Below are 12292 nucleotides of genomic sequence, written 5' to 3' on the forward strand. Positions count from 1 at the left end.
GGTCACCGGCGGGCTCGCTCACCCGCCCTGGAGGCGTTGCAGGTCGGAGGGGCGGACCTGGATGGCCACGACGGCGATCAGCGCGGCGAGCACGGCGAAGACCGCCGCCATGATGAAGGCCGCCGAGACACCGGAGGTGAGGACCTCGTCGGCCCAGGGCGGTGGCAGCTCCCCGGTGCGCCGGAAGCGCAGCCGCTCGGCAGGGGTCGCCTGTTGCAGGAAGAGCGGAACCTGTTTCTCCGCCTCGTTGCCGCTCGCCGTGCCGAACACCGTGACCAGGATGGACAGACCGAGCGAGCCGCCGACCTGCTGGGTGGCGTTGAGGAGGCCGGAGGCCGCGCCGCTCTCCCGCACGGGCACGTCCGACAGCGCCATCAGCGTCAGCGACACGAACTCCATGCCCATGCCGAGACTGAAGACCAGCATCGGCCCGAGGACGCTGCCCGCGTAGGTGGAGTGGACGTCGGTCAGCGTCAGCCAGCCCAGGCCCGCCGCCGCGAGCACACCACCTCCGACCATGAAGGGCTTGGGCCCGTACACGGGCAGGAACCGCGAGGCCAGCCCGGCACCGATCGCGATGACCGCGCTGACCGGCAGGAAGGCGAGTCCGGCCCGCAGGGGACTGAAGTCCAGCACGTTCTGCACGAAGAGCGTCAGGAAGAAGAACATGCCGAACATCGCCGCGGCCAGGCACAGCATGATGCCGTACGTGCCCGAGCGGTTCCGGTCGGCGAACATGTGCAGCGGGGTGATCGGCTGCCTCGACCTTCTCTCGACCAGGACGAACCCGGCGAGGACGAGGACGGCCGCGGCGAACGAGAGCAGTGTGAGCGTGTCCCGCCAGCCGTCCTGCGCGGCCCTGATGAACCCGTAGACCAGCAGCACCATGCCGGCGGTGGAGGCCAGCGCGCCGGTGACGTCGAAGCGGCCCGGGTGGCGTTCGGACTCCTTGATCCAGCGTGGTGCGGCGAGGGCGATGAGCAGCCCGATCGGGACGTTGACGAAGAGCACCCACCGCCAGTTCAGCCACTCGACGAGCACGCCTCCCGCGAGCAGCCCGATCGCGCCGCCGCCCGCCGACACCGCGGCGAAGACCCCGAAGGCCCGGTTGCGTTCGGGCCCTTCGCGGAAGGTCGTACTGATCAGGGCGAGGGACGTCGGGGAGGCGATGGCGCCTCCCACGCCCTGGAGGGCGCGGGCGGCGAGGAGTTGACCGGAGTTCTGGGCGAGCCCGCCGAGCAGCGAGGCCAGCACGAAGAGCAGTACGCCGGCGATGAAGACGCGCCGTCTGCCGAGGATGTCGCCGGCCCGGCCGCCGAGGAGCAGCAGACCGCCGAAGGTGAGGGTGTAGGCGTTGACCACCCACGACAGGCTGGTGGTGGAGAAGTCCAGGGAGCGCTGGATCTGTGGCAGCGCGATGTTCACGATGGTGATGTCCAGCACCACCATCAGCTGACACGACGCGATGACCAGCAGCGCCATCGCGTTTCCACCGCCGCCGGTGTGCTGGGCGGCGTTCTGCGGTGCGGAGGCCGATCGCGGACTGCTTCTGGTCATGCCGGGTCGCCCTTTCGGGAGTCCACCGTTCGACCGTACGCGCGCGTCCCGGCCCTCACCACTCGATCACCACGGCCGCCGCCGGGGTGTCAGTGGCGCGTGGCGGCATGCGGCGCACGACCCATGCCGGCGGAGACCGCGGGCCGGTCCACTCCAGCCGTACGACGCCGGGCACGGCGGCGTCGGCGACGCGCTCCGGGTCCTTCCGGCAGCCCTGGGCCGGGTTCCGGAAGGACGTCGCCCACAGGCCGCCCTTGTGATCCTCTGTGATCCTCGAAGAAGTTGTCGTGACCGGCGCCGGCACCCGCGGTCCACCGCTCGGAGTACGGTCCCTCGAAGCTGTCCGAGACGGCGCCGACCGCGTCGTACCGGTACCGCACATGGCCCGTCCCGGGCGGGGCGCAGGCTTGTGCGTGCTCCCGTGGGCATCCGGCCGACGTCCGGCCCTCTCCTCGCCCCAGGCCGGCACGGGCATGATCTGATCGTGAACGAGGCGCAGTTGGCCGTCGGCGTCCGCCACGCCGTCCTGGTCCCGGCCGGTGAAGGCCGGCACCAGCCGCCGATCGGTGAGGGCGCAGATGACATGGTTCACGCCGCTGGGCGCGATCTGGGTACGGATCTTCTCCGCGCACCCGGCCGGAGTGCCCGCGACGGACAGCCGTTCGGCGAACACCTCGGGCCGCCGATCCGCCGTGTGGTCCTCCATCCCCCCGGCATGCGCCGCCCCGTCAGCCTGGTCAGCGACCGCGACGAGTTCCGGGTGGGTGACATGGCGCCGCTGTACGAGACGGCGGCCGCCGTCTCGGTCGACGCCGGCGTGCGGCTGGCGCTGGGCACGCGCTACGCCGGCCGGCGGGGCGGCACCTTCCGTCTGGTGGGCCGCGACGGGCCGACCGCGGTCCGGGCGCGCTTCGTCGTCGGCGCCGACGGAGCCCGTTCGAGCGTCGCCCGCGACCTCGGCCTCGACCGCAGCCGCCGACTGCCGGTCGGTGCCGAAGAAGTCTTCGAGGTGCCCGCGAACGGCGAACCCCCGGCCTTCCACTGCGTCCTCGACCCCTCGACCCCTCGTTCGCCCCGGATACCTGGCCTGGGTGGTCAACGACGGGCGGCACGCCCATGTCGGGGTCGCGGGCCATGCCGACCGCTTCCCCCAAGGGCCTGCGCCGGACCCTGGAACGCTTCAGCGCCTCGGCCCCCGGGCCGGCCGGCCCGAACCGACCGGAGGAGCCGGTGGAGCGACGCGGGGCCCGATACCCGTCGGCGGAGTACTGCACCGCATCGCCTGTGCCGAGGGGCTCCTCGTGGGCGACGCGGCGGGCGCGGTCTCACCCCTCACCGCCGGGGGCCTGGACCCGTGCCTGCGGCTGTCGGAGCCGGCCGCCTCCGTCCTCGACGACGCGCTGCGGTCGGGGCGGCCGGACCCGTTGACCCCTTACGGCGGAGCCGCCCTGCGCGCACACTTCCGAGGCCGCCTCACCCCGCGCGGGGGCCTGGCGCACATCCGGACACCGGCCGCGGCCACAGCGGCGTTCGCCCTGCTGCGCACACCGCTCGGCCGGGCCGCGGCCGGCCGTGTCCTCTTCGGTGACCGGTCCTTCCCCCGCCCGCCGCCCCCCGCCCGCCGCCCGCCGCCCGCCGGTCAGAGACCGGTGAGCAGGTCGTCGAGCGGGGCGGGTGCGCGCTCGGGGTGGAGGGCCTCGACGAGAACGCGACCGTAGTGGATCTTGCGGCCCTTCTTCGTGCCGAGGAAGCGCCGCAACCGCTGCTGTGCGGTGCGCTCCCGCTGCGCGGGCTGGCTCAGGAAGGTCCGCAGGGGGCGCAGGTCGCCCTCCGCCCGGATGAGTTCCTCCACCCGCGTCACTCCCAGCGCACGGATGAGTTCGTCCTCCAGGTCCGCGGCACAGACGAAGAACTCCTGCCGTGCGACACCGGCCCGCTCCAACCCGCGGGCGTAGTAGTCGCGTTCGCCCTCGTCGCACAGCCCCGTGAGGCGCAGGCCCAGGCCGGGCGGCCCGAGAAGGCGGGCGAAGCGCCCGATGTTCATCGCGCCTCCCATCGGCAGGACGCAGATTCCCTCGGCCGCCAGGTTCCGGCCGCGGCCCGCGGCCAGCGCGTCGACCGCCGCGGCGTCGCTCAGCCCTTCGAGCAGGACCGCTGCCCGGACGTCGAGCCGCGCCGCCAGCTCGCGCGCGGGGTCACCGGGACCACCGGCCGCCCACGCGGTGACCGCGTTCCGGAACAACTCCATGTCAGCCATGAGAGGAGTCTCAGCCCTTTCCGGGCGCCACCGGTAGGGAATTTCCGCCGGTGCCGCCCGGTCCAGGACGGCTAGGGTGCCACGCAGCCGATCGTGCCCACCGGGAAGTCGTTGCCCGACGACGTGGCCGTGAAGCCGAACGTCACACTCCCGTCCGGGTTGATCACACGGTTGTGATCGACGTTCCGCACCGTCACCGTGCCGTCGGAACCCTTGGTCAGGGAGCCGTTCCACGCACTGCCGATCGTGGTCCCGGAACCGGGCTTCCACTGCACGGCCCAGCCGCTCAGCGGCGACGTCCCGTGGTTCATCACCTCGACCGAGCCCTGGAAGCCGCCGTCCCAGGAGTTCACCACGTTGTAGACGGCCATGCAGGAACCGGTGTGCGTCGGGGGGTCCGTCGGGGTCGGGTCCGGGGTCGGCGTGCCGCCCGAGTTCCGGATGCCGGTCACCTCGCCGTTGCCGCCGTCGAAGACGACGTCGGAGCAGGAGAAGAAGTTCTCCTGGCTGTCCGAACGCACCCACTGCATGAAGATCAGCGCGTCGCCGGAGCGTCCGGAGGGAAGCTTCAGGTCCCAGTGGTAGTGGCCGCCGTTGGTGCCCGGTGAGCCCTGCTGGGGCGGGTTGGTGACGGTCTGGATGAGTTCGAGGTCGTTCCAGCCCAGCTGTGAGGTGGGCGACCAGCCGGGCTTGGTGATGTAGACCCGGAAGTCGCCGGGATGGGCGGCCCAGTTGCTGTACTTCACCTTGACCGTCGCTCCGGACGTCAGATGCGTCCGGGGCCAGTCCGCGCGGGCCGCGTTGTAGGCGGAGAAGTCGTACGGGGAGCGGTCACCGGCGCTGCAGAGCGTGCCGTCCGGGACGTAGCCGGCGCCCCGCCCCGCCGCCTTGGAGTCGAGGACGGCGAACCAGTTGTACAGCGCCGACGAGCCGCTCTGGTTCAGCGCGTTACGGCACGCCGGGTTGGTCGGGTCCAGCCCGCCGGTGCCGGTGACGGCGTCCAGCTGGCAGAGGTAGGTGCGTGATCCGGGCATCATCGCCACGCCGTGTGCCTGCGCGTCGTTCTGCCAGAGGAAGCTCAGGCCGAGCCCTCCGAGGAGGGTGGCCAGTACTGCTGCCAAGGAGACGAATCTCCGTCGTAAGGCCATGGGATCTCCTGTGCCGGTAGTGGATGGGGCGGACAGTGGCGGGAGGTGGAAGCCCCGCCCGTCCGGGGGAGGGGCGTCAACCGGAAGGGCGGGGGGTCAGGGGCCCCGGGGCCCGCCCTGCCGGCGCAGGGAGGAAGAGCGGGCCCCGGGTCGGGGGACACGGCGGGTACGCGGCCCGCCGGTCGCGTCAAGCGATCGTGCAGGCGGTGCCGTTCAGGCTGAAGCCGTTCGGCTGGGCGAAGGTGCCGCTGTAGGTTCCCTGGAAGCCGAAGCTCTGGCTGCCGCCGGGCGCGATCCGCGCGTTGCCGTCGAGCCCGCTCGCCGTGACCGCGCCCGAGGAGGGAGCCACGGACGCGTTCCAGGCGTGGGTGACGCGCTGCCCGGAGGGCAGGGTGAAGCCGAGCTTCCAGCCGTCGACGGCGGACGAACCGGCGTTCTTCACGGTGACGTTCGCGGTGAAGCCGCCCGGCCAGACGTTCGTGGCGTACGACACCGCGCACGCGGCCGGATCACCCGGCTCCCCAGGGCCGCTGCCGCCGGTGTTCACCGTGGAGGAGAAGGAGTTGACCGAGAGGCCCGCACCGTTCTGCCAGGGCTCGAATCCCGCCTGGACGCTCGTCAGGTACCAGTCGTTCTGCGCCATGCCGCGCGCGACGGTCTCCCGGACGAAGTCCATGACGTCGAAGCTGAAGTTGCTGATCGCCGACGGCGCGACGAACGACAGCACGTCGTTGGAGCCGTTGCCGCCCGACCACACCTGCCAGGTGCGCCCGGCCACGGTGGCCGTGCCGACCTGGGAGCCGATCGGCTGGATCGGGCCCACCTTGTTGAGCCAGATCATGATCTCGGTGCGGTTCACACCGTCGGTCCGGGGCGTCGGGTCCAGCCAGATGTCGTACGAGGCGTTGTACACGGCGTCGTTGACATAGCCGTACGAGATGCTGCTGGGCGCGCCGGTGATGCCGCTGATCCGCGCGGGGAGGGCGGTTCCCGGCGAGCAGTTGGTGTAGTGGCAGCCGTTGAAGACCGACGGGTACGACTTCGGGGCCCCGTCGGTCGGCACCGAGCCGTCGGCCCGGGTGAGGCGGAATCCGGTGTCCGTGGCGGTGACGCACTGGGTGGCGCTGGTGCCCCAGCGGTTGTTCTGGACGACGTAGCGACCCTGGACGACGGCCGATCCGTACTGTTCGCAGATCGTGGTGTCGGCCCGGGCCGTCGCCGTTCCGGTCATCAGCGCCGCGACCACGGCGAGAGCGGTGAGGAGTGTCGCGAACAGGCCGTGCAGGGCCCGGGTGTGGTGCGGTAACCGTCGCATGCGGGGACCTCTCCGAGAGGGTGTGGGGGACGACCGGGCGGGAGCGCTCCCGCCTCCCCATTGATGGGAGCGCTCCCATTTGTGTTTCGGGACGGGACTGTAGGAGCTACACATGTCCCTGACAAGACTGTGCGCGGGAAATCGTCGAATTCATTTCGAAGCCGCAGGTCAGTGAGGTGATCCACAAGGGCCGTCCGTCTCGGGAGCGCTCCCGAAACATTCGATGGGGCGGTGACTCGGGGGACGGTCGCGGAGGCAGGGGACGGGCGGGTCAGGCGGAGTCGCGCAGCACCAGTTCCGTACGGAGGATGACGTGTCGCCAGGCCACCTCCGGCTCCTCCATCTCCTCCAGGAGCAGCCGCACCATCGTCCGGCCGATCTCCTCCAGCGGTTGGCGCACCGTCGTCAGCTTGGGATCGGTGTGCCGGGCGAGCGGGAAGTCGTCGAACCCGATGACCGCGACGTCCTCCGGCACCCGGCGTCCCGCCGCGCGCAGGGCGTCGAGCGCGCCCGCGGCCATGGTGTCCGACGCGGCGAACACACCGTCGATCTCCGGAGCCCGCTCGATGAGTTCGGCCATCGCCCGGCGCCCGCTGTCCGCCGAGAAGTCCCCCTCGACCGTCCAGGCCGGCCTGTTCCGGGCGCCCGCCCGTTCCAGTGCCTCGCGGTAACCGCGCAACCGGCACTGTGCCACGTACATGTCGAGCGGCCCGGTGACGGTCGCGATCGAGCGGCGTCCGAGGCCCAGCAGGTGCGCCACCGCGCTGCGGGCGCCGCCGGCGTTGTCCGCGTCGACGTAGGTCACGCTCTCCTCGCCCGAGCGCCGCCCCAGCAGGACGGTGGGCAGACCCACTTCGGCCAGCATGTCGGGCAACGCGTCCTCGGCGTGCACGGACATCAGCATCACGCCGTCGACCCGGCCGCCGCGCGCGTACTCCACGAGGCGCTGCCGTTCGGCGTCCGTGCGCACCAGGGTGAGCAGCAGCTGCACCTTGGTGTCGGTCAGCGCGTCGCCGACGGACCGGACGATCTCCGAGAAGAACGGCTCGCCGAACTGCCGCCAGTCCGGCTCCGTCATGACCAGCGCGACGGCGTCGGCCCGCCGGCCCGCCAGCGAACGGGCCGCCAGGTTGGGGACGTACCCCAGCTCGGCGATGGCGCGCTGCACGGCACGGCGCGTCGAATCCTTCACGCCCGCCGCGTCGTTGATGACGCGGGAGACGGTGCCCCGCCCCACACCGGCGAGCGCGGCCACCTCCTCCAGCGTCGGTGTACCGGGACGCTGCCTGCCCATGACCACCCCCACGAGATCACTAGATCTTACGGCCACCGGGTGCCTGGAACGGCCGGTCCCGCGGCACGTCTCGCGTCCGGTCGGTGACCGGCCCCGGGCGGCGGAGGCGGTGCGTCAGGACGGCGTGCGGCGCGTCCCCGGCGCCGGTTCCTCCCGTGCGGCCGGACGCGGCACGCCGGGCCGGGCGTCCGGGGCCGGCGACCCGCCCACCCGCAGGAGCGGCCAGTCCGCGAGGTCCCGCAGGAGCTGACGGTCGTGGGTCGCGACGACGACGCCGGCGCCGGTGCCGCGGAGCGCCCCGGTCAGCTCGTCGACCAGCGGCGCCGACAGGTGGTTGGTCGGCTCGTCGAGCAGGATCAGCGTGGGCCGCCCGGACAGCGCCAGCGCCAGGTCGAGACGCCGCTGCTGCCCCTGCGACATCCGCCCGACCGGCGTTCCCGTCGCGGCGGGGTCCAGCAGCCCGAGGGACCCCAGCGCGACGGCGTCGCCGTCCCGGAGCACCCCGCGGGCCACCAGCCGTCCGACGTGCCGGTCGTACACCTCGCGGGCGGTGAGCCGGGGGTCCTGTTCGGCGGTCTCCTGGGTGACCCGGACCACCCGCGCCCCGCTCGCCGTCCACACGTGCCCCCCGGTGGGCCGGAGGGCGCCGGCCAGCACCGCGAGCAGCGTGGACTTCCCGGCGCCGTTGGGCCCGGTGACGAGCAGCCGTTCGCCGCCGTCGAGGGCGAGGTCGACCGGAGGGGCCAGCCGTCCGTCGACGGCGACACCGTGCGCCCGCAGCTGCGGCGCGCCCGGCCGGACACCCAGCCGGGGCCACCGCAGGGCGGACGGCGGCTCCGGCAGGTCGATCCGGTGCGCGTCCAGTGCCTCCTGCTGCCGGTTCAGGGCCTGTACGACGCCCGGCGCGCGGGACTGGCGCCGGTGCTTGCCGGTCCCCTTCTCCGGCCGCCAGCCGGTGGAGAGCCGGTCGCGGGCCCGCGACACCGCGTCCTGCAGCCGCCGGTGCTCGCCCTGCTGCCGCTCGTAGTCCTGCTCCCAGCGTTCACGCTCACGACGCCGGGCCTCCTCCCACGCGTCGTAACCGCCGGCGTACAGGCGCGGTTTCCCGTCGCGGGCCGGGTCGAGGTCGAGGAACCGGTCCGCGACGTCGCGCAGCAGTGCCCGGTCGTGGCTGACGACGGCGAGACCGCCGTCGTGTTCACGGAGCCTGCGGGTCAGGAAGTCCAGGCCGTCGGCGTCGAGGTGGTTGGTCGGCTCGTCGAGCAGCAGGACGTCGTGCCGCGCACCGAGCAGACAGGCCAGCCGGACGCGGTGGCGCTGCCCGACCGACAGGGCCGACAGCGGCCGCTCCCGGTCGGTGCAGGCGCCGAGGGACTCCAGGGCGACGTCGACGCGGCGTTCGGCGTCCCAGGCGTCGAGGCGGGTGGCGGCGTCGAGCGCGGCGGTGTAGCGGTCGTCGGCGGCGGGCTCGCCTCCGGCCATGGCGAGGGCCGCCTCGTCCAGCGCGGCGAGGGCCGCCAGGGACGGGGCCAGTGCCGCGGACGTGAGGGTGCCGACGGTCTCACCGTCGCGTGCGGGCAGCTCCTGGCGGGCCAGAGCGAGCGTGCCCGTCCGGTGCACGGTGCCCGCGTCGGGTGCGATCAGTCCGGCGAGGACGTGCAGCAGGGTCGTCTTGCCACGGCCGTTCTCGCCGACGACGGCGATCCGCGACCGGGCGGAGACGGTCACCGAGACGTCGTTCAGGACGCGCCGGGACCCGCGGGTGACGGTGACGCCGTCGGCGCGGACATGGGCGCCGGCGCCTGCCTCGGCGGGCAGGGACATGGCTTCGGGGGTCGGGGTGGGGTTCAACGGAGGCTCCGCAGCTCGCAGTGGAGCCGGGCAGCGGGGAACAGCCGCCCGGCGGGAACCGGAACGGCGTGCGCTGATTCAGGGAGAAGGCGCCGCCGTCAGCGGGCGGATCGAACCTTCTGCGACCAGATGCCTCGTGCCATACCGAACACCCTAACAAGGACGGCGCCCCCGGTTCTTCCGGTTTTCGACGGGCACGGTCGGGCCGTGCCCGGACCGCGGCTGCGGGATCATGACGACCATGGCACTCTTCCTCGGAACCCGTCCCGGCGGTGATCCGGCGCGGACCCGTGTCGCGGCGGCCGTGGCCGCGCTGATGACCGTCGGCGCCGGACTGGGCCTGCGGGCCGTGGCGGCGGGGGACGTGGCCGAGTACGGAGGGGACGCCCTCTACACCCTCCTGATCTTCACCCTGGTGGTCCTGGTGGCGCCGCGGGTGACACCACCGAGGGCCGCCGCAGTCGCGCTCGCGGTCAGCTGGGGGGTCGAGTTCCTGCAGCTCACCGGGGTGCCGGCGGAACTCTCCCGGCACAGCACCGCGGCCCGTCTGGTCCTCGGGTCCACCTTCGACGCGCCGGACCTCTTCTGGTACACGATCGGCGCGATCGCAGGCCTGCTCGTCGCACGGGGACGTACGGTGCCGGCCGGACAGCCGTAGCGCGCGGTACCGGTTTCACCGGACGGCGAGGTGATACCCGGCCCTGCGACCTGTTCCCACGTGCGCAGGAGGACTCATGGCAACCGGCGAGACGGGCTTCAGCGATGTCGTGTACGACCTGATCTCCGTGCAGTACCACTCGCTGAAGGCGGGCCACGACTACGGCCAGTACGTCCGCGACGCGGAGAACGCGGACCAGAAGGAGATCGCCGACTTCTTCAGGGAGGTCATGGAACAGGACTCGGAACGCGCGGCCCGCTGCCACCGGTACCTCGCCCGGCTGTCCGGCACCGAGAAGGCCGGCCCCGCCGTCGGCTGACCGCGGAGGTACGCAGCGGCTTCGCCCGGCCGGCACCCGGGTGTCCGGCCGGGCGCCCGGCATGCGGGCGGACGCCGCGCACCGCACGCTGGTGCCATGGTGAACGACCGGCCCATCGTGATCTACCCGCCCGGCGAGGACGGCGGCCGTCGCGTCCGCGGCGGCGCGCGGTTCCTCGGGATGGCGTACGGGCTGCTGGACGTGGTGGAGTTCCTGCGCCTCGCGGGGCTGGAGACCGTCGATGACGACTGGCTGCGCCGGTCCGCGATGGTCGAGTGGCGCGGCGGCGGCCCGGACGTGTGGCGTGCCCGCAGCTGATCGGTAGGCTGGGCACGGCGCAGCGGAGCGGGAGGGGCGGGGGCCGGGATGACGGTCGACGATGCCTGGGCGGGGCTCACCGAGACCGTGCGCGCGGTGCGCAGGGAACTCGCCGAGGCCGTCGCCTACGGGCACGGGACCGACGTGCGCTTCGATGCGGGCCCGGTCGGCCGGACTTCACCGTGGACGTCCGCAAGGAGCAGGGCGCGGACGGCGGTGTGCGGGTCTGGGTGCTCTCCGCGGGCGGACGGGGGACGAAGACCTCCGGTACGACGCACCGGATGCCCGTGTCCCTCAACCCGGTCACCGGAGACGGGCAGCCCCTGCGCATCACCTCACAGGAGGCGGCCGTCACTCCGCGCGGTGAGTGAGAGGTGGTCCCGGACGCGCGTGTGGTGGAGGTCTGGGCCCGCGGACCGGACGGCGGCTGGTCGTTCGGATCCTGATACCGGGTGGGACCCGCTCCCGTACCGACCGCGGCCCATGTGATCCGGCCGGAAACCGGCACGCCCGCCACGGAGCTGTTCGTCCGCCGGCTCACCGGGGATTCCGCCTGAGACAGGGAGGGCCCGTCACCGCACGGGAAGACCGCGCACCGGCGTCGTGGCGTGCCGGTGGGTCCGTGAGCGGAAGGTGCGGCGGTAGGTGTCGGGAGGCACGCCGACGGTGCGGTTGAAGTGCCGGCGCAGCGTCGTGGCGGTGCCCATGCCGGTGGCCGCCGCGATGCTGTCGATGCCGTCGTCGGTGGTCTCCAGCAACTCCTGCGCGTGGCGGATCCGTTGGGTCAGCAGCCACTGCAGCGGCGTGGTGCCGGTGACCGACCGGAAGTGGCGGCCCAGGTTGCGCGAGCTCATGCGCGCCCGGCGGGCCAGGTCCTCGACGGTCAGGGGCTGGTCCAGCCGCTCGAGCACCCACGGGAGCAGTTCGGCGAGGGGGTGATTGCCCGGGGGCGGCACGGGCGTCGCGACGAACTGGGCCTGGCCGCCGTGGCGGTGCGGCGGCACGACCAGGCGGCGCGCGAGGGTGTTGGCGACCGACGAGCCGTGATCGAGGCGCACGAGGTGCAGGCACAGGTCCAGCGCGGCGGCTTTCCCGGCGCTGGTCAGCACGCTGCCGTTGTCCACGTACAGGACGTCCGGGTCCACCGTCACCCGGGGATGGCGCTCGGCCAGGACCCGGGTGTGCGCCCAGTGCGTCGTCGCGCGCCGCCCGTCGAGCAGGCCCGCCGCGGCCAGCACGAACGCGCCCGTGCACAGGGAAGCCACGCGGGCACCGGCCTCGTGCGCGGCGCGCACCGCGTCGAGCAGGTCGGCGGGCGGCTCCTCGTCGACGTCGGCCCAGCCGGGGACGATCACGGTGTCGGCGTACGGGAGCCGGTCGAGGCCGTGGTCGGGGTCCAGTCGGAACCGCCCGGCCCGCACGGCGCCCGGCCCGCAGACGACGAGGTCGTACCAGGGGCCCGGCACCCCCGCCGGGGCGGTGCCGAAGACCTCGTGGGCGACGGACAGTTCGAAGTGCAGCATCCCGTCGGTGACGGCCAGCGCGACAGTGGTCACGTCCGGAATTGTACGGGCC

12 protein-coding genes and 1 pseudogene are annotated in these 12292 nt (G+C 73.1%); 5 read left to right on the top strand and 8 right to left on the bottom strand.

Features of this window, described 5'->3' with window-relative positions; all coding sequences use genetic code 11:
* Positions 1-18: 18 nt before the first annotated feature.
* Positions 19-1557: an MFS transporter gene (locus tag ACFXAE_RS04210; RefSeq protein WP_384707664.1), complete on the bottom strand. Its 1539-nt coding sequence runs from the start codon at positions 1555-1557 to the stop codon at positions 19-21.
* A gap of 55 nt (positions 1558-1612) precedes the next feature.
* On the bottom strand, positions 1613-2263 hold the full coding sequence (locus ACFXAE_RS04215; RefSeq protein WP_384707948.1) for a hypothetical protein: 651 nt from the start codon (positions 2261-2263) through the stop codon (positions 1613-1615).
* Here ACFXAE_RS04215 and ACFXAE_RS04220 point away from each other — a divergent pair.
* A pseudogene (locus ACFXAE_RS04220) lies at positions 2225-3164 on the top strand (FAD-dependent monooxygenase); the annotation flags it as partial. The gene ACFXAE_RS04215 and the pseudogene ACFXAE_RS04220 sit on opposite strands and share 39 nt — an antisense overlap.
* Before the next feature lie 32 nt (positions 3165-3196).
* Here the strand turns inward: ACFXAE_RS04220 and ACFXAE_RS04225 are convergent.
* The 5 genes from ACFXAE_RS04225 to ACFXAE_RS04245 form a co-directional block, all read right to left on the bottom strand.
* Positions 3197-3814, bottom strand: coding sequence for a TOPRIM nucleotidyl transferase/hydrolase domain-containing protein (locus tag ACFXAE_RS04225; protein ID WP_384707667.1), 618 nt, complete (start codon positions 3812-3814; stop codon positions 3197-3199).
* Between the two features lie 71 nt (positions 3815-3885).
* On the bottom strand, positions 3886-4962 hold the full coding sequence (locus tag ACFXAE_RS04230) for a lytic polysaccharide monooxygenase (RefSeq protein ID WP_384707670.1): 1077 nt from the start codon (positions 4960-4962) through the stop codon (positions 3886-3888).
* 187 nt (positions 4963-5149) lie between these two features.
* Positions 5150-6277 (bottom strand): cellulose binding domain-containing protein, encoded by a 1128-nt coding sequence (locus ACFXAE_RS04235; protein WP_384707673.1) that lies wholly within the window; start codon positions 6275-6277, stop codon positions 5150-5152.
* A gap of 271 nt (positions 6278-6548) precedes the next feature.
* Positions 6549-7571 carry a LacI family DNA-binding transcriptional regulator gene (locus ACFXAE_RS04240; RefSeq protein WP_384707676.1) on the bottom strand — a complete coding sequence of 341 codons (1023 nt, stop codon included), beginning with the start codon at positions 7569-7571 and terminating at the stop codon, positions 6549-6551.
* A 114-nt stretch (positions 7572-7685) separates the two neighbouring features.
* Positions 7686-9422, bottom strand: a complete 1737-nt coding sequence (locus tag ACFXAE_RS04245) for an ABC-F family ATP-binding cassette domain-containing protein (RefSeq protein WP_384707679.1) — start codon at positions 9420-9422, stop codon at positions 7686-7688.
* A 241-nt stretch (positions 9423-9663) separates the two neighbouring features.
* Here ACFXAE_RS04245 and ACFXAE_RS04250 point away from each other — a divergent pair, with 241 nt between their 5' ends.
* The 4 genes from ACFXAE_RS04250 (at position 9664) to ACFXAE_RS04265 (ending at position 11088) form a co-directional block, all read left to right on the top strand.
* The gene (locus ACFXAE_RS04250; protein ID WP_384707682.1) at positions 9664-10080 is read left to right on the top strand and encodes a DUF2809 domain-containing protein; all 417 of its coding nucleotides are present in this window, start codon (positions 9664-9666) and stop codon (positions 10078-10080) included.
* A gap of 76 nt (positions 10081-10156) precedes the next feature.
* On the top strand, positions 10157-10399 hold the full coding sequence (locus ACFXAE_RS04255) for an acyl carrier protein (protein ID WP_073935465.1): 243 nt from the start codon (positions 10157-10159) through the stop codon (positions 10397-10399).
* Between the two features lie 96 nt (positions 10400-10495).
* Positions 10496-10717 carry a hypothetical protein gene (locus ACFXAE_RS04260; protein ID WP_384707686.1) on the top strand — a complete coding sequence of 74 codons (222 nt, stop codon included), beginning with the start codon at positions 10496-10498 and terminating at the stop codon, positions 10715-10717.
* 182 nt (positions 10718-10899) lie between these two features.
* Complete coding sequence (locus tag ACFXAE_RS04265; protein ID WP_384707688.1) at positions 10900-11088, top strand: trypco2 family protein; 189 nt, start codon at positions 10900-10902, stop codon at positions 11086-11088.
* 201 nt (positions 11089-11289) lie between these two features.
* On the opposite strand, the gene ACFXAE_RS04270 is transcribed toward ACFXAE_RS04265, so the two are convergent.
* Positions 11290-12273: a helix-turn-helix domain-containing protein gene (locus ACFXAE_RS04270; protein ID WP_384707692.1), complete on the bottom strand. Its 984-nt coding sequence runs from the start codon at positions 12271-12273 to the stop codon at positions 11290-11292.
* Positions 12274-12292 lie beyond the last annotated feature (19 nt).

Origin of the sequence: Streptomyces sp. NPDC059454, from assembly GCF_042749965.1 — a bacterium.
In the GTDB taxonomy this organism is placed as follows: Bacteria; Actinomycetota; Actinomycetes; order Streptomycetales; family Streptomycetaceae; genus Streptomyces.

Excerpts from the sequence above, each read along its gene's own strand:
- ACFXAE_RS04210 (WP_384707664.1), bottom strand. The coding sequence starts at position 1,557 with ATGACCAGAAGCAGTCCGCGATCGGCCTCCGCACCGCAGAACGCCGCC.
- ACFXAE_RS04215 (WP_384707948.1), bottom strand. The coding sequence starts at position 2,263 with ATGGAGGACCACACGGCGGATCGGCGGCCCGAGGTGTTCGCCGAACGG.
- ACFXAE_RS04225 (WP_384707667.1), bottom strand. The coding sequence starts at position 3,814 with ATGGCTGACATGGAGTTGTTCCGGAACGCGGTCACCGCGTGGGCGGCC.
- ACFXAE_RS04230 (WP_384707670.1), bottom strand. The coding sequence starts at position 4,962 with ATGGCCTTACGACGGAGATTCGTCTCCTTGGCAGCAGTACTGGCCACC.
- ACFXAE_RS04235 (WP_384707673.1), bottom strand. The coding sequence starts at position 6,277 with ATGCGACGGTTACCGCACCACACCCGGGCCCTGCACGGCCTGTTCGCG.
- ACFXAE_RS04240 (WP_384707676.1), bottom strand. The coding sequence starts at position 7,571 with ATGGGCAGGCAGCGTCCCGGTACACCGACGCTGGAGGAGGTGGCCGCG.
- ACFXAE_RS04250 (WP_384707682.1), top strand. The coding sequence starts at position 9,664 with ATGGCACTCTTCCTCGGAACCCGTCCCGGCGGTGATCCGGCGCGGACC.
- ACFXAE_RS04255 (WP_073935465.1), top strand. The coding sequence starts at position 10,157 with ATGGCAACCGGCGAGACGGGCTTCAGCGATGTCGTGTACGACCTGATC.
- ACFXAE_RS04260 (WP_384707686.1), top strand. The coding sequence starts at position 10,496 with ATGGTGAACGACCGGCCCATCGTGATCTACCCGCCCGGCGAGGACGGC.